The organism is Pseudomonas sp. PSPC3-2, from assembly GCF_049897085.1.
In the GTDB taxonomy this organism is placed as follows: Bacteria; Pseudomonadota; Gammaproteobacteria; order Pseudomonadales; family Pseudomonadaceae; genus Aquipseudomonas; species Aquipseudomonas paraveronii.
On record NZ_JAFCVO010000001.1, the window covers coordinates 978174 to 996443 of the forward strand.

At 59.7% G+C, this 18270-nt stretch carries 16 protein-coding genes; 4 read left to right on the forward strand and 12 right to left on the reverse strand.

All coding sequences use genetic code 11. The features are described from left to right. Nucleotides 1–22: 22 nt before the first annotated feature. The 3 genes from ACP7CJ_RS04600 to ACP7CJ_RS04610 are packed head-to-tail and all read right to left on the reverse strand — an operon-like array spanning nucleotide 23 to nucleotide 3652. Complete coding sequence (locus ACP7CJ_RS04600) at nucleotides 23–1171, reverse strand: NAD/NADP-dependent octopine/nopaline dehydrogenase family protein (RefSeq protein WP_276197295.1); 1149 nt, start codon at nucleotides 1169–1171, stop codon at nucleotides 23–25. A gap of 28 nt (nucleotides 1172–1199) precedes the next feature. Continuing rightward, nucleotides 1200–2243: a PLP-dependent cysteine synthase family protein gene (locus ACP7CJ_RS04605; protein ID WP_276197296.1), complete on the reverse strand. Its 1044-nt coding sequence runs from the start codon at nucleotides 2241–2243 to the stop codon at nucleotides 1200–1202. 14 nt (nucleotides 2244–2257) lie between these two features. Continuing rightward, a complete protein-coding gene (locus ACP7CJ_RS04610) occupies nucleotides 2258–3652 on the reverse strand; it encodes a Y4yA family PLP-dependent enzyme (RefSeq protein ID WP_276197297.1) in 1395 nt (464 codons plus the stop codon). A 610-nt stretch (nucleotides 3653–4262) separates the two neighbouring features. Between ACP7CJ_RS04610 and ACP7CJ_RS04615 the strand changes: the two genes are divergently transcribed. The 3 genes from ACP7CJ_RS04615 to ACP7CJ_RS04625 all read left to right on the forward strand — a co-directional run bounded on the left by ACP7CJ_RS04615 (nucleotide 4263) and on the right by ACP7CJ_RS04625 (nucleotide 7878). After that, nucleotides 4263–5153: an HpcH/HpaI aldolase/citrate lyase family protein gene (locus ACP7CJ_RS04615; protein ID WP_276197298.1), complete on the forward strand. Its 891-nt coding sequence runs from the start codon at nucleotides 4263–4265 to the stop codon at nucleotides 5151–5153. Between the two features lie 2 nt (nucleotides 5154–5155). Then, nucleotides 5156–5581: a ParB N-terminal domain-containing protein gene (locus ACP7CJ_RS04620; RefSeq protein WP_276197299.1), complete on the forward strand. Its 426-nt coding sequence runs from the start codon at nucleotides 5156–5158 to the stop codon at nucleotides 5579–5581. A 98-nt stretch (nucleotides 5582–5679) separates the two neighbouring features. Further along, nucleotides 5680–7878, forward strand: coding sequence for a TonB-dependent receptor (locus ACP7CJ_RS04625; RefSeq protein WP_426099368.1), 2199 nt, complete (start codon nucleotides 5680–5682; stop codon nucleotides 7876–7878). A 434-nt stretch (nucleotides 7879–8312) separates the two neighbouring features. Here the strand turns inward: ACP7CJ_RS04625 and ACP7CJ_RS04630 are convergent, their stop codons facing one another. The 9 genes from ACP7CJ_RS04630 to ACP7CJ_RS04670 all read right to left on the reverse strand — a co-directional run bounded on the left by ACP7CJ_RS04630 (nucleotide 8313) and on the right by ACP7CJ_RS04670 (nucleotide 17343). Further along, a complete protein-coding gene (locus ACP7CJ_RS04630) occupies nucleotides 8313–8930 on the reverse strand; it encodes a PqiC family protein (protein ID WP_426099366.1) in 618 nt (205 codons plus the stop codon). Beyond that, entirely contained in the window at nucleotides 8927–10606 is a 1680-nt protein-coding gene (locus ACP7CJ_RS04635; protein ID WP_276197302.1) for an intermembrane transport protein PqiB, read from the reverse strand. The genes ACP7CJ_RS04630 and ACP7CJ_RS04635 overlap by 4 nt, the downstream gene beginning before the upstream one ends. Then, the gene (locus ACP7CJ_RS04640) at nucleotides 10599–11213 is read right to left on the reverse strand and encodes a paraquat-inducible protein A (protein WP_276197303.1); all 615 of its coding nucleotides are present in this window, start codon (nucleotides 11211–11213) and stop codon (nucleotides 10599–10601) included. The genes ACP7CJ_RS04635 and ACP7CJ_RS04640 overlap by 8 nt, the downstream gene beginning before the upstream one ends. Then, a complete protein-coding gene (locus tag ACP7CJ_RS04645) occupies nucleotides 11210–11839 on the reverse strand; it encodes a paraquat-inducible protein A (RefSeq protein WP_276197304.1) in 630 nt (209 codons plus the stop codon). The genes ACP7CJ_RS04640 and ACP7CJ_RS04645 overlap by 4 nt, the downstream gene beginning before the upstream one ends. Nucleotides 11840–12158: 319 nt before the next feature. Then, nucleotides 12159–12551 (reverse strand): hypothetical protein, encoded by a 393-nt coding sequence (locus ACP7CJ_RS04650; protein WP_426099365.1) that lies wholly within the window; start codon nucleotides 12549–12551, stop codon nucleotides 12159–12161. 68 nt (nucleotides 12552–12619) lie between these two features. Beyond that, on the reverse strand, nucleotides 12620–14353 hold the full coding sequence (locus ACP7CJ_RS04655; RefSeq protein WP_426099364.1) for an FAD-dependent oxidoreductase: 1734 nt from the start codon (nucleotides 14351–14353) through the stop codon (nucleotides 12620–12622). Nucleotides 14354–14421: 68 nt separating this feature from the next. Continuing rightward, nucleotides 14422–14742, reverse strand: a complete 321-nt coding sequence (locus ACP7CJ_RS04660; protein ID WP_079443204.1) for an NIPSNAP family protein — start codon at nucleotides 14740–14742, stop codon at nucleotides 14422–14424. Beyond that, a complete protein-coding gene (locus tag ACP7CJ_RS04665) occupies nucleotides 14711–16489 on the reverse strand; it encodes an FAD-dependent oxidoreductase (RefSeq protein ID WP_426099363.1) in 1779 nt (592 codons plus the stop codon). The genes ACP7CJ_RS04660 and ACP7CJ_RS04665 overlap by 32 nt, the downstream gene beginning before the upstream one ends. Nucleotides 16490–16524: 35 nt before the next feature. Next, nucleotides 16525–17343 (reverse strand): shikimate dehydrogenase family protein, encoded by an 819-nt coding sequence (locus ACP7CJ_RS04670; RefSeq protein WP_247401665.1) that lies wholly within the window; start codon nucleotides 17341–17343, stop codon nucleotides 16525–16527. A 145-nt stretch (nucleotides 17344–17488) separates the two neighbouring features. Between ACP7CJ_RS04670 and ACP7CJ_RS04675 the strand changes: the two genes are divergently transcribed. Then, nucleotides 17489–18262: an IclR family transcriptional regulator domain-containing protein gene (locus tag ACP7CJ_RS04675; RefSeq protein ID WP_247401664.1), complete on the forward strand. Its 774-nt coding sequence runs from the start codon at nucleotides 17489–17491 to the stop codon at nucleotides 18260–18262. The last annotated feature ends 8 nt before the right edge of the window (nucleotides 18263–18270 follow it).

Sequence of the window (18270 nt, forward strand, 5' to 3'; positions counted from 1 at the left end):
GTTGAGTCATTCAGTAAAAGGGTTATGCCGTGCGTGGCCATTGGCTCGGGAAGTAATCCAGCGCCGAGTCGCGCAGGCCTTGCATATAGGCAACGCTCCAGTGCAAGACTTCTTCGATATAGGGCACTTTCAGTTCGAAACGCCTGGCCATTTCCACCAGCAGCACCAGGCCGTAGGCGACGTCTTCGTTGAACGCGCGGCTCTCACGCTCGATCACATACCCGGCGCGGTTATCACCGGCAGGTACCATGGGTGCGAGGATGTCGTTGTAGGCCTGGTTGGTGCGCAGAATGGCCAGCATGCTGCTCTGGTCGCGAATCTGATCGCCGTAAGCCTCGACGATTTCCTGTTTCAAGGATTTGACGGACGACAGGTCGACGCCCATGCGCTCACTGATGACCGCGCACAGTGCCTGGCTCTCCTGATCCATGCGCTCCAGGAAGTAAGCGCCCAGTTCGGGGCACTCTGTCCACCAGCACAGGCGCTGCGGGAAAATCTTGCGGTGCCACTGGCCGTAGGGGCCGATCAACCCGTAGATCACCGAGCTGTGCATGATCGGGTTACCGGGTGTCAGGGTGATCTCCAGGTAGTGATCGAGCAGCGTGACGCAAGGGCCGTAAAGCCGCGTGAGGATATCGTGCAGTTGCTGGCGCGACGCCTGGGATTCGCGGGCATGGGTTGCGACATACAACTGGCTTTTGCCGCCGCCCATTTTTATCGACCGGCCAGGTTTGAGCTCGAAGGCCGTATGAGGCACGTCCTTCATACCCCAGATCACCAGGTTCGGATGGTTGGCCAGTGTGGCCTCGGCCAGCCAGTCGAACCCGCAGAAGCCCGGGATCGCACCGATATACACCGGTTTACTGGTGCTCAGATGCGGCGCGATGGCCTGCAACGTTTTAGCGCGGGCATGGGCGGGAACCGTGATGATGACGATATCGGCGTCTTCGACGGCGGGCCTGGCCTCGGTGGTCACCCGATCCAGTCGGGCGTTTAGTGTGCGACCGTCCGGCAGCAGTGCCTGGAGCGGTACCTGCCGGGCGTGATGGTCAACGACTTCCAGGTTGCTGGTCAGCAGCGAAACCAGGACGTCGGGCAGCTGTTTGAACAGGATGGCGTTGAGATGACCGGTCCGGCCACCGCCACAAATGGCGACTTTCAGCGGTTTCATTAAGAGGCGTTCCTTAGTCGAAAGAGGGTCATGCGACGCTGAGTTGCAGCGGGGCGGAGCTGGACTCCTGCCAGTGGTTCTTGCCCAGCCAGGCATCCAGTTGCGAGGCGACGCCGGGGTCCAGCAAGTCACGTTCGTCAAGCCACTTATCGTCGAACACCGTGTGCAGGTATTTTTCGCCGCCGTCGGCAATCGGCACCACCACATTGCCGCTCAGTACGCCTTTGTGAATCAGCTCCAGGGCCTTGAAAATCGCGCCACCGGTTGAGCCGCCCACCAGCAGGGCGAGGTGGCGGGCGATATAGCGGGAGGTCTCGAAGGCTTGTGAGTCGGTAACCTGCACGCCCAGATCGATGCAGCTGTAGTCGAGCACCAGCCCCACCGTATCCCCGGCGGGCGTCCCGGTGCCCGACTGATAGTACGGATAGCCGGGGTGCCCAAAGACGATGGAACCGGCGGGCTCCACGGCCACGGTCACGATGTTGGGGTTGTGCTGTTTGAGGCCCCGGGCAATCCCGGTCATCGACCCGCCGGTACCGACGCAACCGACATACGCTCCGATAACACCTTCGGCCTGCACGATGGTTTCCCGCACAAAGTCGCTGTAGCCGCCGGCGTTGGCAGCATTGTCGGACTGGTTCATGAAGACGGCGCCCGGAATCTGCTCGGCGAGTTCGGCCGCCAAGCGCTGGCGCTCCACCACCGCGACTTCGTCTTCGCGATAGGTCCCCGCGACAAACCGAATATCGGCGCCCAGCGCCTTCATCACTGCGATCTTGTCCTGTGCCGCGTGATGGTCGACCACGGCGATAAATTGCAGGCCAAATTCGACGGCGGCCATGGCCAGGCCGATACCGGTATTGCCCGAAGATGACTCAACCACCACGCCGCCCGGTTTCAAACGTCCGGACTTGAGCGCGGCGAGCACCATATTGCGCGCCATACGATCTTTGATACTGCCGCCGGGGTTATTCTTCTCTATCTTTAATAACAGTCGGGCGTCAGTGCCCGGGATATAAATACCCAACATGGGCGTATTGCCAATCAGCTCGGAAACCTTAGTCAGTATCATATGAAGTGCTGCCTTTAGTAGTCAGGTGAAAACGCGTAGTTACCTTGCGTGCAACAGGTCGCCACCATTCGCCGGGGCAGGGGGTGACGATGAAACTCGTTCTCCAGCAAGTCCATTTGATAACCGGCGGTATTGGCATAAATCAATAAATCACCGGCCTTGGGGGAAACAGTGAAGTTGATCAGCCGTTGGGTGATGACGTCATCATCCAGGCAACTATGCCCGGCAATATAGGCCTGCATCGGTGTGGCTGAAGTGGGCGCCGTGCTGATTAAAATCGGGTCGACCAGGTATTCGGACGCGAACCATGTTTCACAGGCGCTGAAGCTGCTGCCTTCGACAAATAAGACGGTTTTATTGTTGGCCAGTTTTTTGCTGCGTGTAATACGAAACACCGAGATTGCGGCTTGGTCCACCAGGCTTCGACCCGGCTCCAATGCCAGTATGATGCGGTTGGCCTTTAAGTACTGGGCAATGCTCTGTCGCGGCGAGAATGAGCTTTCCAGGAATAACGTCAACCATTGGCTTGCCGTCAAGTTACTGCCGTAAGGGTAATAAGACTTTGGTACTGACTGGTTGTAATAGTGACTTGGCGTATTGTCGTTTTGTAGAAAGCGCTCGTAGGCTTGCGGCTCGATATAGCGGATGGGCAAGCCTCCGCCAATATCGATCATGCTCGGGTTCAATCCCATCTCCCGAGCGGCATCGATGAAGTCGGCCACCTCACGAAAGGCCTGTGCGCGAGAGTCGAACCCGTAGCCACCGAGGTGGAAATGGAAGCCCTCGAAGTCAATAAAGGCCCGAAATCGAGTCAGTAAGTGCAAGCACACCAACAGGTCAGAAGGGCCCATTCCGAAGCGGCTGGTCGCACAGCTTTTGGGTCTGTAACGCAGTAAAACCCTGGCTTTGGTGGCCTCGGCGCGCGTTTCGAGCAGTGTTTTCAAATGGTCGAATTCCTCCAGTGAATCGACGCAGATCAGTGCGCCGGCATGCACCAGCGCTCGATGAAAATCCTGGGTTTTGGCAGGGCCAGTGGCGCACAACTGATCGGCGGGCACACCGGCGCGCAGTGCCGCTCGCATTTCGTAAATGCTGGAAACGTCGACGCCGATCCCGGACGCTTTAGCCGCTTCCAGCAAACAGTGTGACTTGTTGGCTTTGGCGCCATAGAAGATCGAATACTGAACCTCATGCTGTTCCAGCACTGATTGCAATGCGCACGTGTTCAGCGCAAAGGCATGTGGCCATACAAGATTAAGCGGCGAACCATGCTGTGCGACAAGTTCAAGAAGTTTGTCGGGTTGGCTATGTAGCAGTTGTGCGATGCTGGCGTCCAATAATGGATTAAGCATGTGCGAAATATGGACTTCGGTCCGCACTTCATTGAGGCGTGTCGTTGCAATAGACATAACTATCCCCTGGCGCTTATAGCATCGCCATTCATATGTCGATCATTAAAAGAGATCGATGAATGTGGTCTTGTCACTCGTCGTATTTTCAGCGTTTATGCGTTTGGCGGTGGATGCCACACGAACCCAGTAGGCGAAACTGTGGCTTTGATGGCGATAATCGGTTCACAAAACCATTGCATAAGAACCCAATTCCCTAAGGTTTATACGGATGTAGCGACCGGCCACTAACTGCTGGTTTTCTTGATCTGATTCACCGATGAGTGATGGGCAAATGATATCGCTAGGCCACACTTGCGGTGAACGTTAAGAGTTGCATGTATACGAGAAAAGTTTCTCTCGACGGCGTGAACAATATTGCTATCGAGAACGATTATCAAGTAAGGTTTTCAAATATTCCAAATTAATACCCGCTGAAGGTCAGTGCGCGACCGTGTATTTGCCTGCGCTTACGGGCGTTCATCCCTAGTTTAAAAGCGGCGTTAATTCATTGATCAATAAGGGGTTAAACGTTGATCGGCGAGGGCGGCGCCAGAGGCGCAATTTACTCGCCCGAGGCCCCCGAAAATTTTGCAAAAACCACGACTGATGCACGCCAAGGAGAGATGCAATGAACACTGATCGTCCGAGCACCACTGCGATGCTTCCCATCAGCTACCTGTTCGTTCCGGGGAACCGTCCGGAGCGCTTTGCCAAAGCGGTTGAGGCCGCGGCGGATGCGATCATTCTGGACCTTGAGGATGCGGTTCATCCCGAGAGCAAAGCCGCTGCCCGAGGCGCCGTCTGGGCGTGGCAGGAGAGTACGCAGAGCGTTGCGTGCCAGCGGTTTATCCGGCTCAACAGTGTCGGCAGCGCATCGTTCCGCCAGGACCTGACGTGGCTGCGCGACATGCGTTACCCCGAGCGTTGCACCGGGGTATTCCTGCCCAAGGCCGAGGCTCCGCAAGCGTTGGCACGGGTGGTCGAGCAGTTGCTGGCGTGGCATCCCCAATTGCACATCGTCGCGATCATCGAGACGGCCAAAGGTTTGCAGCAAGTGGAGGCGATTGCCGCGATTCCCGGCCTGGCACGCCTGGCATTTGGCTCATTGGATTTTTCCCTGGATATCAATTGCGGCCAGGTGCCTGAGGCGTTTGTGTATGCACGCAACCGCATCGTGCTGGCCTCCCGCACGGCGGATTTACCGGCGCCGATCGACGGGGTGACCCCTGCGATCAACGACCTGGCGGTGGTCGCCCGGGACGCGCTATACGCGCGCTCCCTCGGGTTCGGGGCCAAGCTGTGCATCCATCCCGCGCAGTTGGCGACGGTGCAGCGCGCCTTCCTGCCCGATGCGCACCAATTGGCCTGGGCGGATCGGGTGATGAGTGCTGTGGCCGGCGGTAGCCACGCGGTGCAAGTTGACGGCGAAATGGTCGATCTGCCGCTGATCGAACAGGCGCAACGCCTGCTGGATATGGCCCACCGCTACGCAGCGGTCGCCAAGACCGGGGCCTGCTGAAAATGCCGCCAGGGCAGGGGGGAACCCTGGAACAGGCCTATCAGATTGCTCTGCGACCTGTGTGCGAAGTACTGCAATCGGAGCAGGTGGACCCGGCCAATGTGCAGTGGCTATGCGACTCGATCATCCGCACAGGGCATTGGCTGGCGCCAATCATCGTCGAGCGCTCGCAAGGCATTGTGATGGACGGTAACCATCGCCTGAACGCGGCGTTGCAATTGGGTTTGCATCGGGTGCCGTGCATCCAACTCGACTATGCGGACCCACGGGTGTGCGTAAGGCACTGGCAGACGGGGCAAGCGTTCGAGGTGGCGCGAATTTTCGCCACCATCGCACGTGGCGAGATCTTTGCGTACAAGACCACGCGGCATGTGTTTGACCCGGCGCTACCGGTCATCGCGATACCGTTGGAGCGCCTGTACGAATGAGCTGTGCAAAAAAAACATGTTGGCGGTGATACTTTTTCGCACGTCGACTGGCATTAGGAGTGATTCCCATTTTCTCTCGTTGAAAGGATCCTCTCGTCATGCCTGTTGCCAGCCGACCTTGCGGTGAGCGCGTGTTAGCACTCGCCATCCGGACCGCCCTGTTGAATTTTGTGATGGTCGCAGCAGGCGCCAATGCCTGGGCTGAGACGCAAACGCCTGGCGCCACGGACACCAGTACACCCAGCCTGATCCTGGACGCCACCACGGTTGACGGCCGCTACAACGGCCCGACGGCGCTGCCGGAGGTACTCTCCGGTGGGCAAGTGGCTCGCGGAGCGCGGCTGGGCATGATGGGCAACAAAGACGTGATGGACACGCCGTTCAACGTCACCAGCTACACCGCCAAAACCCTCGCCGACTTGCAAACCGTCACCGTTGCCGATGCCCTGGAGCGCGACCCGTCGGTGCGCTCGACCGGTCAGACGGGCGGTATCGTCGATTCATTTTTCATTCGCGGCTTTGCGATTGGCGAAGGCAACCTGGGTGAACTGGCCTACGACGGTGTGTATGGCGTAGCGCCCAATTACCGGGTCTTTACCGAGTACGCCGAGCGCGTCGAAGTGCTCAAGGGGCCGGGCGCGCTGATGTATGGCATCTCGCCCAACAGTGGCGTCGGCGGTGTCATCAACATCGTCCCCAAGCGGCCACTGGAGGAAGACTTGACCCGTTTCACCGGCAGCTACGCGTCGGACTCCCAAGCGGGCGGGCACCTGGATATCAGTCGGCGTTTTGGCGAGGAGAACCAGTTCGGCGTGCGCTTCAACGGCAGCCTGCAGGGCGGTGATACTGCCGTGAACGACCAGCATCGCGACGTGGGGATCGGTGCGATTGCCCTGGATTATCGCGGCGAGCGGTTGCGGCTGAACCTGGACTACATCAGCCAGAAAGAAAGCTTCGAAGGCGCCTCACGCCCGTTCACCATCGCGCCGGGCGTAGAGGTGCCATCCGCCCCCAATGGCCGCACCAGTCTGCCGCAAAAATGGGGCTGGTCGGACACCAAGGAGCAGTCCGCATTGCTCGGCGGTGAATATGACCTGAACGACAACCTCACCGTGTTCGCCCATGCGGGGGGTGGCAGGTCGGACGTAAAGCGCATGTCCGACCAGGTGCCGCGCATCCTCAATGACGCTGGCGACACCAGCAATACCCCAGGCTATTACAAGTTCAATGTTGATCGTTCTACCGCCGATGTGGGGGTTCGGGGGCAGTTCGCCACCGGCCCGGTGACTCATATCACCACGCTGATGGCCACCCGTTACCAGGATGAATTGTCTCGGGGTATCAATAACGGCACGGAGGTTCTCTCCAACATCTACCACCCGGTGGACACGCCCCAGCAATACATCAATGCCCCGAAGGTGCTGCGCATCTCCGAGTCGGAGCTGTCCGGCGTGGCGCTGACCGACACCCTGGGTTTTCTGGATGATCGTTTGCAACTGACCTTGGGCGTGCGCCGCCAGGACATCGAGTCGCGTAACTACAATGCGGCCGGTGCGGTCAGCTCCCGCTATAAAGACAACGCAACCACCCCTCTGGTGGGCGTGGTGGTCAAACCGTGGGACGACGTGTCTTTTTACTACAACTATGTGGAAGGTTTGAGCAAAGGCGATATCGCCCCGGACACGGCTGCCAACTCTGGGGAAACCTTCGCGCCCTACGAGTCCAAACAGCATGAGATCGGTGTGAAGTACGAACACGGAACGTTCATGACCACCCTGGCGCTGTTCCAGATAGAAAAGCCCAGTGGCGAGGTGGGCGCGAACAATCTGTTTTCGGTGCAGGCAGAACAGCGTAACCGTGGCGTCGAACTGAGCGTGTTCGGTGAGGTGGCGCCGGGCACGCGCTTGATGGGCGGTGTGACCTTCCTGGATGGCGAGCTGACGGACTCGGCCACTGCCGCCAACCGCGGCAATAAACCGGTGGGCGTGCCCGATATCCAGGCCAACCTGTGGGCAGAATACGACACCCCGTGGTTGGAAGGTTTTACCCTCACCGGCGGTGCAATCTATACCGACAGCCAGTACGTCAACCAGGCCAACACCCAAGAGCTGGACGCCTGGACCCGTATCGATGCAGGCGCGCGCTATGCCACCAAAATTGAAGGGCGGCCGACGACCTTCCGCGCCACGGTGCAGAACGTCTTCGACCGTGAGTATTGGTCGGGCGTGGCCTCCTATGGTGCATTTTCCCCGGGGTCTCCGCGCACCTTGCAACTGTCGGCAACTGTCGATTTTTGACCGGCGCCGGTATGCAGCAATCATGCACCCGCAACGAGCCTATCCGTGAACGGCTGAGGTGTTATGGCTTGCGCGGGTGATCCATGCGCTGCTGCTTGCGCAGCGCAATGGCCACACCTCGGCGCCCACGGCGTGCATAACTTTCTGCAAGCGCTCGACTGAGTTGCGCTTCACCCTTGTCGGGAAGACTTGCACGTTCCTGGCGGCCTACGTTGGGACGGTCGGCTCATTACGTTCGACTATTCAAACATTGAACAATACGGCAGCGCCTGGCGGTGGCGGTTTTGTTCGTCCATTCATCGTGAAGCGTCACATGAGTGCGGCACGCACCCATGATTGAGCCTGTCCAAACAAAAAGCCCCGCATCGGCGTAAGTTTTAGCTGCGGCTGATCCCCATACTGATCGCACTCGGTAAAGTTATTCAGGGTGTACATCAGGTTGATGTCTCTGATGGGCATTTAAGGGCTGCGTCTTTCGTCCAGCCATTTGCGGTATCGGCGATAGTTTTCGCCAACAGATCAATCAAGTGTTGATGGGCCAACACCAGGCTTTTCAATTCAACCCCTGCAGGTTGGCGAATCTGGGTGGCGCAGGTCAGTGTGCGACGTACCTGGCCATTACCGCGCAGCTCAAGGCTCCACACCACCTCCTCTAGCGCATATTGCCCCGGCAAAGAGTCAAAGCGGCGTACCTCGGCCTGAATCGACAGCACTGGGCGCTTAGCGTCTTTGCTCATCCCGGCGAGGTCGTGGGTGCCCAGTCGCGATTCAAGTCGATCGGTGAGCGCGTCATGGAACTCTTCTGCCAGCGGCGCGCCCCAGCGGTCGTTTTCCATGATGGCCAGACTGGTTTGGTTCAGGCGCACGACCAGTTGCGGTTGGTCGACCTGCACCGGTACGCGTATGGGGCGAATCTCGAGCTGGAAGGCCGGAGCCGCCACCGGGGTCTCTGACGGCGTGGTACTGCCTTGCAAGGTGTAGGAGTGCATGACCGGGGCGCTACAAGCCGTTAGGCAAACACTGGTGATCAGGATCAAGAGCGGGGTCTTCATGGTTGTATTTCCGGTTCGACGTCACGTGAAGAATGAATCGAGGCCTTGTAGCTGTCGGGTTTGCCCTGCGCTGTTCGGCCACGTATCAGTGCTTCTGGGTTGCGGCTGAGGAAGTCGCTCAACACTCGCACTGAGCGGGCTGTACGCTGAACTTCGTCCATGGCATTGCTGATTTGCAGGCGTGCGGGCGAGTCCTCGGCAAAGCTTGAATTGACGGTGTCCAGGGTCTTCTGTGTCTGTGCCAAGGCGCCGTGCATCTGCGGTAGTACCTCGCCGTTGACCTGCTTCAAGGTCTTCTGCATTTCGCTGAGGCTGCCGTTGAGGTTTTTGGCAATGTCTTCCAGCGGCAGTTTACTGATCTTGTCGACCAGGCCCTCTAGCTGCCCCTGCACTTTGTCTAAGCTGCCTGGCACCGTGGGGATCACCAATGGTCGCGCCGCGAGGTCGAACGGAGTCGGGGTTGCCTTGGGGATGAAGCTCAGGGAAATGTACAACTGGCCGGTCAGCAGGTTGGCGCTGCGAGCTTGAGCGCGCAGGCCGTGCTCGACGAAGGTGGCCATTAGGCGCGCCATGCTGTTTTCGTCTTCCGAGCCCTGATCCTTGAGGAGTGTTTCGTTGGCATGACCCAAGCGGTTTGGGTAGATCACCGCCCCGACCATACTGGGAAAGGTCATGGTTTTAGTGTCGTAGTCCAGATCTACGGACACCACATGACCAATGTTTACCCCCATGAACTCCACGGGCGCGTTCACCTCCAAGCCGCGTAGTGATTGATTGAAGTTCATGCGGATATAACGAGGCTCGCCATCGGGCTGCGCCAAGGCCGCCTCCTGGTCGCCGAACAGTTCGAAGCGAGCATGCTCGGTCGCAGGTTGGGTGGTGGGGCTGTACTTGGGTTCAACGAACGCGATACCGCCTGAAAGGATGGTCGAGAGCGATTGGGTGTTAACCTTCAGGCCGTTTGCCCCCACTGTCAGGTCAATGCCACTGGCATTCCAGAACCGCGTATCGGTGCTGACGAACCGGTCATTGGGCGAGCGCACGAAGATTTCTACGTCGACACCCTTACCGTCTTCCGAGAGCTGGTAGGACACCACCTGGCCGACCTGGATACGCCGATAGTAGATCGGCGAGCCGATGTCCAGGGAGCCGAGGTCGGTGGTGTGCAGGGTGAAGCGCTTGCCTTGTTCGCCGTAAGTGATCGGCGGCGGCGTTTCCTGACCGACGAAGTTTTTCCCGGTTTTCCCCGAGCTGCCCGCATCGGCCCCGATAAAGGCGCCGGACAACAGGGTATCGACCCCGGAAATCCCATTGGCACCGATGCGCGGACGGACAACCCAGAACATCGAGTTTTCGTCGGTGAAGGCACGCTCCGAAGCATCGAGATCGACTTTCGCGACCACGTGGCTGCGGTCGCTGCTCAAGGCAATGGCCGTGACTTTGCCGATCACCACGTTCTTGTATTTGACCTGAGTCTTGTTGGCCTCAAGACCTTCTGCGGTCTGGAAACTGATACTGATCTGCGGGCCCGCCGACAGTGCGTTGTTGATCAACATCGACGCGCCAACCAACGCCGCGACGATGGGCACAATCCACACGAGGGAAACGTTGAAGCGTCGCGTCTTGATTGAGGGTTTGGCTGCGGGCGAATCGGTGGAAACGTGATGATCAGACATCTTCAACCTCTGCATCCCAGATAAGCCGGGGATCGAAACTCATGGCGGCCAGCATGGTCAGCACCACCACCAGACCAAAAAAGACGATACCCAACATCGGGTCGATGGAACTCAGCGAGCGAAACTGCACCAGCGCGGCGACCAGTGCCACCACCAGCACGTCAAGCATGGACCAGTAGCCGATCAACTCGACCATGCGATACAGCCGGCTTCTTCCTCGCATGGCCCAGCGGCTCTTGCGCTGGCAGGTCACGAGCAGCAAGCCCAGAATCAGGAACTTCATACACGGCACCACGATGCTGGCGAAGAAGATCAGGGCGGCGATATCCCAGGACCCACTTTTCCAGAACTCGATGACCCCGCTCATGATGGTGTTGTCGCTGGCGTTGCCTAACATGTTGGTGCGCATGACCGGCAGCAGATTGGCCGGGATGTAGAGCATCAGCGCCGCCAGCAGCAATGCCCAGGTGCGGGCAATGCTGTTGTGTTTGCGCGCATGCACAGGGCCATTGCAGCGGGGGCAGCGGTGTTCATCCCGCCGGCAAATCTGTGCGCAGGTGTGGCAAGGCATCAGGTTCAGTTCGCGGGCGTAGGCTGGCTGGCTCATATAAGTTGGTCCGCCAGGTCGTCCCAAAGACGGTGAATGTCCTTGCCCGATATCAAAATGAGCAACACGGTGAGCATGCCGAGTGCCCACAGTCCCAAGCCCGGATGCACATTCAGCATGCCGGCCAGCTTGACGATCGCGACCAATATCCCGAGTAAACAGACCTCCAGCATGCTCCACGGACGTAAGTGCTCCAGTGTGCGCATACAGGCCCTGAAACCGGGAGCCGCGCGGCCAGCGTTGGCAAACGCCAATAACCAGCACAGCAGTGCAATCTGCAACATCGGCGCGAGGATTATGGTCAGTCCGGCCACCGCAGCCATCGGCGTAATCCGACCGTGAGCCAGTGCTTCTACGGATGCCCACAAGGTGGCTTCGTTGTTCAAGCCTTCCATGCTGATGCTGATGACCGGGAAGGCGTTGGCAAAGGCGAAGAGCAGGGCGGCGGTAATGGACAGCGCTAACAGCGTCTGCACGCTCATCCGCTGCCCGCGTTTGAGCACTGCGCCACAGCGTGTGCACTCAGCTTTCTGCCATCTGTTCAGCGACACCGACTCGAACAGTGAGTCGCAATGCTGACAGATGATCAAGTGAGAAAAAGTATTCATCGGATTGAGGGTTTTCATGACTTATCGCCTGGAAGAGTTCCTCCTTGGAGCGGTAGTGGCGATACAACGTTGACTTGGCGGCGGCCTGAAGAGTGGCGTCCCGTTTGATTTCGGTGAGTACACGCAAGAGGCGGTCTATTCGATACCAGCCTGTACAGTATTGCTTGGCACAAAAGGTCTGTCAAAATATATTTCGGTACGGATTGGTATCGTTATTTCAGTCGCCTGGAACGCTGAATGCCAGATCACCACAGAAAGCCCGCTGATTGAGTGGCTTTTTTTGGGCCTGGGAGTCGGCTCGGCAATCTCAAGATCAGGTCATCGCCGTTTATTGGATCTAGAAGAAATCAGCAATCACCAAGATTTTTTCCGTGGCGAAAAGTGACTCATATATCGCTTCATGTGGAACTTCACGCGCTAACCAAGCGCTTGCGTTGTAGACCCGCGCCTTGTTGAAAAACACTAGGTGCGTCTCGTCTCCACGCTCAAACAGTTTGAATTGTTGCTCCTCCATGTCGGCGCAAAGCTCGTCGAATAGCGTGGGGTCTCTTTTTGACAGCGCGACGACGATATCGGCCCTGTCCAGGCCGGCTTCGCTGGCCGCCCACAAGACGATACGCGTTGCCACCTCCATTTTTTCGCTCGGGGTGCCAGCGTTCAACGCGTGTTGGACATCGGGGTAGCTGGAGGCCAGGCGCGAAGCAATGGTCTTTTTTCTCGTGGCGCTCATGACTGACTCCCGATGACTTTTCTCGATGACTTCGCGTGCGTTCATCTACCCCGGCGATCTGTTTCCCTTTAGAAAGGGGCCGGTTCAGCGGCTGGCTTTCCGTCGACTGACTGGCCGGCAAGAACGCGTGCGGCGATATAACCGAAGGTCATGCCGGGACCGAGTGTGATGCCGCCGCTGGGGTAATGGCCGTGCATGATGCTGTTCATATCGTTGCCCACAGCGAACAGCCCCGGAATCGGCGTGCCGTGTTCGTCGAGTGCGCGGGCATAGGCGTCGGTGTTCAGGCCGGCGAAGGTGCCGAGGCTGCCGGGCACCAGCTTCACCGCATAGAAGGGGCCTTTGTGCAGGCTGCCGAGGGACGGGTTCGGCCCGTGTAGAGCGTCCCCCTGAGCTCTGTTGTACCGCGATTCACCGCGCTGCAAGAGTGGGTCGTGACCTTGTTCCGCACCCAGATTGAAGGCGCTGACAGTCACTTCCAACTGTTGCGCATCGATGCCGCATTTGCGTGCCAGTTCGATCAACGTCGGCGCCTTGAACAGGTAGCCCGCGCGCACGTACTTCGCTGTTGGAAACGGAAAGGGTTTGGACCAGCCCAGGCCATAGCGACGTTGGGCGCGGTGATCGCAGATCAGCCAGGATATCGGCGTTTCTCCGGGCCCCGTGGCGTTAAACAGTGCGCACATGTAGTCGTGGTAGGAGTCCGCTTCGTTGACGAAGCGTCGACCATCCTGGCGCACAGCAATGAAGCCGGGTTTGGCGCGTTCCATCAGGTGCGGAAAACCGCTGAAACCACCGTCTTCGCGCGGCACCCGGGACACGGGTGCCCATGCGGCCGCATGGACGAGGTCGGTCGCCACGCAGGCCCCGGCGCTTTCGCCCAGACGCAGGCCATCGCCGGTATTGCCCTTGGGCGCTGCGCTCAAATGTTCGGTGCCGTTGGGAGCATGCTTGAACATATCGGCGATGCGCTGCTGGTCGTGGGGGAATCCACCGCAAGCGAGCACCACACCACGTCGAGCGCGGATCTCGATCAGGCGCCCGGCAGATTCGACGCGAGCCCCGAGCACGCGCTCACCGTCACGCAGCAGTTCGCGCACAGGCGTGTCAGTCAGCAGGCGAACCTTGCGATCCAGCGCGCTTTTGAGCAGCCGGGCAACCAGGGCGTTGCCGTTCACCAAGTGCAGGCCTCGGCCATGAAGCAGCAGGTCGCGGGCGTGGCGCGCCAGGCGCTTGCCGGCGTAGAGCAATGAGGACGGCGACTGGCGGGCGTTGAGAAAATGATTGAGGTCGGCACCGCCGGCGATGCCCATTCCTGCCAGGCTGATCACGTCGAGCGGGCGTCGGAGTTGGTTGATCCAGGGGCCAAGGCGGCGACCGTCGAACGGTTGCGCACAGACCGAGCGGCCACCGTTTGCGTGGCCTTCGCTGGCGTGAAAATCAGGCATTTTGCTGCCGGAGAAAAACTGCACCTCGGTATGGCGTTGAAAAAAATCGACCATCTGCGGGCCTTGTGCGAGGAACATCTCCACGCGCGGGTCGAGCACTTTGCTGCGCAGTTCATGGCGCAGGTAAGTCCGCGACTGTTCCAGGTCTTCAACGATACCGTCGGCGACGGCCAATGGGTTGCGCGGAATCCACAGCCAACCGCCCGACCAGGCGCTGGTGCCGCCTAGCTGCGGCTCCTTTTCCACCACGATGACGTCGAGGTTCAGGTGCGCAGCGGTCACCGCCGTTGCCAGGCCGGAAGCGCCGGAGCCGACGACCAGAACATCACACAGTAGGGGGGCGCTGATGGACATAGGCATTACCGCGAGAAGAAATGAGGTTGGCCGCTCCCGATCAGAAGCGGCGCAACGCTGCGATGGGGTTATTTGAGCGGCGAAAAATCGGTCGGGCGCAGCAGTCGTGATTCCAGCGTCACCACGGCATCCAGCTCCTTGTTCTGCCGTGCGAAGTCCTGCCAGCGTGGATCGGCCGCCATGGCGTTGCGGCGGGTCATGCGCTCGTCAAGGCTGGCGTAGCCCCAGATGTGCACCACTTGATTGACTTCACCGATTTCGGTGGTGAAAAAACCGACCAGATTGCCCAAGTGTTCCTGCTGCACGGCTAAGGCGGCGCTTTTGTACAGGGCCAGCCAGTCGCCGAGCTTGGTGGGTTTAATCGTGTAGGTGCGCAGTTCGTAATACATGCTGTTCTCCAGTGTGGGATGGGTGTGCGCGGCTGTGGTCGAGCCGCTGAGCGATATCGTTGGCGGCGAGGTAACCGAACGTGATGCCTGGGCCGAGGGTGATACCGGGGCCGGGGTAAGTGCCGTCCATGATCGAATTCATTTCGTTGCCCGCCGCGTAGAGGCCGGGGATCGGTGCGCCGCTGCGATCCAGCACGTTGGCCTGGCCGTTGGTGACCAGGCCGCGTGCCGAACCGAGATCGCCGGTAAATAAACACACGGCGTAGAAGGGCGCCTTGCGCAGGGCTTTCAGGCAGGGATTGGGCTGATGCAGCGGGTCACCCATGTAGCGGTTGTAGGCCGTACTGCCCTTGCCGAATTGGTGGTCGACGCCTTGATCGGCATCCGCGTTGTACTGCGCCACGGTCTGCTCCAGCGTGTTCGCCTCCAGGCCGGCGATGAGTGCCAATTCGCCGAGGCTGTCGGCTCGCAGCAGATAACCGGCGTCGATCAGTGCGCTGTTGTCGACGGGGCGCGGACGCGCCAGGCCCATGCCGTAGCTGTTCATCGCTTCGCTGTCACAGATCAGCCAGCAGGGCGCATTGGCGCCGCCATTGGCGAACATGGCTTCGACGAAACAGTGATAGGAGTTGGATTCATTAACGAAGCGCTGCCCGGCCCGGTTGACCGCAATAACGCCGGGTTTGGCGCGGTCGGTGACCAGATGCGGAAAGCGTTCCACGCTGCCGTCGCTCTTGTGCAGCACCGAAACCGGGGCCCAGAAGAAATTCGACGCCAGGTTGTCGCCGATTGCCGCGTTGACCGAGGCCGCCAGGCGTTGCCCGTCACCGACGTTGGCCGGCGGCGACATGCTCCAGTGCTCCGAATCAGTCGATGGCCGCTGTTCGGCGGCGTGTGCGCTTGCGGCAAACCCCCCCATGGCCAGCACCACACCGCCACGCGCGAACACGGAATGAGTTGTTCCGCGCCTGGAAATCTGCACGCCCTTGACCGAACCCTGTTCAACGATCAAGGCCTCGGGGGTTGCTTGCAGCCACAGGTCGACACCCTTGGCCAGCGCAGTGGTGGCCAGGCGTGCGATCAAGGCGTTGCCCACGGTCAGGCGAGTGCCGCGTGGATGGTTGAGGCGGTCGACGGCGTAACGGCCTATCAGTTTAAGGCAGTGCCAGAGGGATTTGGGCGAGCGCTTGAAGCTGAGGAAGTGCTGGATATCGACACGATTGACCATCATGCCGCCGAAAAGCAGCATGCCGTCCGGCGGGCGTTTGAGGTCTTTGAAATGCTCACCGAGGTGGCGGCCGTCGTACTCGTCGATTTCCAGCGCGCGACCTGTTTGCGTGCCACCCGGCAAGTCCGGGTAGTAGTCGGGCGACAACGGTCGCAGGCTGTACTTGAGTTCGCTGTGGGTTTCCAGGTAGCGCAGGGCTTCACGGCCGTGTTCGATGAAGGCATCGATCAACTGCGGGTTGTAGCCGCTGCCGATCACCTCTTTCAGATAACGGCGCATCTGTTCGGCGGGCAGGCAATGCCCGGCGGCCCGGGCCTGGTCGGTGTCGTGCAGCCACACCGCACCACCGGAAATCGCCGACGTACCGCCGAAGGCCTCGGTCTTTTCCACCAACAACACCTTGAGGCCGCGGCAACTGGCAGTCACCGCTGCGGCGAATCCGGCCGCGCCGCTGCCCAGGACAATCACGTCATAGGCCAGCTCGGCATGGGCGGAGGGCAGGGAAGTCTTCGTGTTCATTATTGTTATCGCCTGTTAAGGACGCCCCCGGAGAGTCAGATCTCCAGCGGCGTCACGCCCATGAAGTGACCGAGGTTGCCCAACTGCGCCAACGCCATTTCCGGCCCGGTCTGGATCGGGCAGCCGAGGCGTCGGGCCATGGCGAGAAACGGTGTCACCGCCGGTGATGTCACGACATCCGCCACCAGGGTTTTGGCGTTCAGGGTTTCCATCAGCGCAGTTGGCAACGGCATCGGGCCGTTGTCATTGGTTGCACTCATGCCGACGGGCGAGGCGTTGACGACCAGGTCGAAGTGCTCGAGCGACGCCGGGCTGGCGCTGATCACAATCTGCGGGAAGGCACTGCGTAGAAGGTCGCCGAGCACCTCGACGCGCGCATGGCTGATGTCGCTGATGACCAAATGGCTGACCCCGGCCTGGCACAACGAATACGCGATCGCGCTGCCGACGCCGCCGGTACCGATCACCAGAACCTGTTGGTCCTTGGGGTTGAAACCGTGCTTGCGCGCAGCGTTGAGAAAACCTTCGCCGTCGACGATATCGCCCACCAGTCGACCGTCGGTCTCGCGGCGGATCACATTGACCGAGCACAGCGCCGCCGAGCGTTCACTGACGCCGTCCAGGCGGCTGGCCAGCAGTTGCTTGTAAGGAACGGTGACCACGCATCCGCGCAGGTTTTGCCAGCCGCGCAGGGTCTGGACGAAATCATCCAGGGCGCTCTGTGCAAGGTCGATGGCGAGCATGGCGACGTTCTGCTGGTGGTCGGCGAACCAGCGATTGAAGTTTTCCGGCGATTTCACCTGGGCTACAGGTGAGCCGACGATGGCGACCAGTTCAGTCGAACCCTGAATCATGGGAGGTACTCGCTTATTAGCTGTGTTGTGCCGCTGATACTGCAAGCGGTGAAGGCAGCGAACAATCGAGCTTGTGAGGGATTAGGTTGATAATCGCAGTGTCAGTGCGATAATCGCAGTCTATGCACGATAAAGAATCCGAGTGATGAAAAAACCCACCATCCACCCGCGCGATTTGATCGTCGGCCTGCAAAAAGGCCTGGCGCTGTTGCAGTTGTTTTCCCAGGAGCATCCGCGCCTGAGCGTGCCGCAAGTGGCGCGCATGGCCGATATGACCCAAAGCGCCGCGCGGCGTTTTTTGCTGACCTTGGTGCATGACGACTTTGCGCAGACCGATGGCCGCCATTACTGGCTGACCGCGAAGGCCTTGCGTATTGGCCAGGCTTATGTCGATTCCGCGCTACTGCCGCGCATGCTGCGGCCCATCGTCGAGCAGGTGGCGCGAACCACCCAGGAGCATGTGTCGGTGGGTGTTCGCGACGGTGATGACATTGTGCATGTGGTGCGCAGTCGCTATAGCCACATCACCTCGATGTCGATTCGTCCCGGTTCACGGGTGCCGATGTATTGCACCGGCAGCGGACGGCTGTGGTTGGCGAGTTTTTCGCAGGAGGCGCTGTGCGCTTACTTCCAACGCAACCCTCCTCGAGCCATCACGCCTTATACGCTCACCGACGAAGCACTGATCCGCCGCGAAATCGCCCTGGCGGGCGAGCGTGGTTACGTGATGGTGGATCAGGAATATGAAGTGGGCATGCGCGTGCTGAGCGTGCCGCTGCTGGATCGGGAAGGGCAATTGCAGGCAACGCTGACGCTGACGACTCACGCGTCGCGCATGACGGTTGAGGACATGCGCGAGCGGTATCTGTCGCCGCTGTACGAAGGGCAGGCGCTGCTGCGGCCGATCATGACACTTTGAATGTCAGA

What these genes read in the sequence shown, in the direction of transcription:
- ACP7CJ_RS04600 (WP_276197295.1), bottom strand. Translation starts at nt 1,171, where the DNA reads ATGAAACCGCTGAAAGTCGCCATTTGTGGCGGTGGCCGGACCGGTCAT.
- ACP7CJ_RS04605 (WP_276197296.1), bottom strand. Translation starts at nt 2,243, where the DNA reads ATGATACTGACTAAGGTTTCCGAGCTGATTGGCAATACGCCCATGTTG.
- ACP7CJ_RS04610 (WP_276197297.1), bottom strand. Translation starts at nt 3,652, where the DNA reads ATGTCTATTGCAACGACACGCCTCAATGAAGTGCGGACCGAAGTCCAT.
- ACP7CJ_RS04615 (WP_276197298.1), top strand. Translation starts at nt 4,263, where the DNA reads ATGAACACTGATCGTCCGAGCACCACTGCGATGCTTCCCATCAGCTAC.
- ACP7CJ_RS04620 (WP_276197299.1), top strand. Translation starts at nt 5,156, where the DNA reads ATGCCGCCAGGGCAGGGGGGAACCCTGGAACAGGCCTATCAGATTGCT.
- ACP7CJ_RS04625 (WP_426099368.1), top strand. Translation starts at nt 5,680, where the DNA reads ATGCCTGTTGCCAGCCGACCTTGCGGTGAGCGCGTGTTAGCACTCGCC.
- ACP7CJ_RS04630 (WP_426099366.1), bottom strand. Translation starts at nt 8,930, where the DNA reads ATGAAGACCCCGCTCTTGATCCTGATCACCAGTGTTTGCCTAACGGCT.
- ACP7CJ_RS04635 (WP_276197302.1), bottom strand. Translation starts at nt 10,606, where the DNA reads ATGTCTGATCATCACGTTTCCACCGATTCGCCCGCAGCCAAACCCTCA.
- ACP7CJ_RS04640 (WP_276197303.1), bottom strand. Translation starts at nt 11,213, where the DNA reads ATGAGCCAGCCAGCCTACGCCCGCGAACTGAACCTGATGCCTTGCCAC.
- ACP7CJ_RS04645 (WP_276197304.1), bottom strand. Translation starts at nt 11,839, where the DNA reads ATGAAAACCCTCAATCCGATGAATACTTTTTCTCACTTGATCATCTGT.
- ACP7CJ_RS04650 (WP_426099365.1), bottom strand. Translation starts at nt 12,551, where the DNA reads ATGAGCGCCACGAGAAAAAAGACCATTGCTTCGCGCCTGGCCTCCAGC.
- ACP7CJ_RS04655 (WP_426099364.1), bottom strand. Translation starts at nt 14,353, where the DNA reads ATGTCCATCAGCGCCCCCCTACTGTGTGATGTTCTGGTCGTCGGCTCC.
- ACP7CJ_RS04660 (WP_079443204.1), bottom strand. Translation starts at nt 14,742, where the DNA reads ATGTATTACGAACTGCGCACCTACACGATTAAACCCACCAAGCTCGGC.
- ACP7CJ_RS04665 (WP_426099363.1), bottom strand. Translation starts at nt 16,489, where the DNA reads ATGAACACGAAGACTTCCCTGCCCTCCGCCCATGCCGAGCTGGCCTAT.
- ACP7CJ_RS04670 (WP_247401665.1), bottom strand. Translation starts at nt 17,343, where the DNA reads ATGATTCAGGGTTCGACTGAACTGGTCGCCATCGTCGGCTCACCTGTA.
- ACP7CJ_RS04675 (WP_247401664.1), top strand. Translation starts at nt 17,489, where the DNA reads ATGAAAAAACCCACCATCCACCCGCGCGATTTGATCGTCGGCCTGCAA.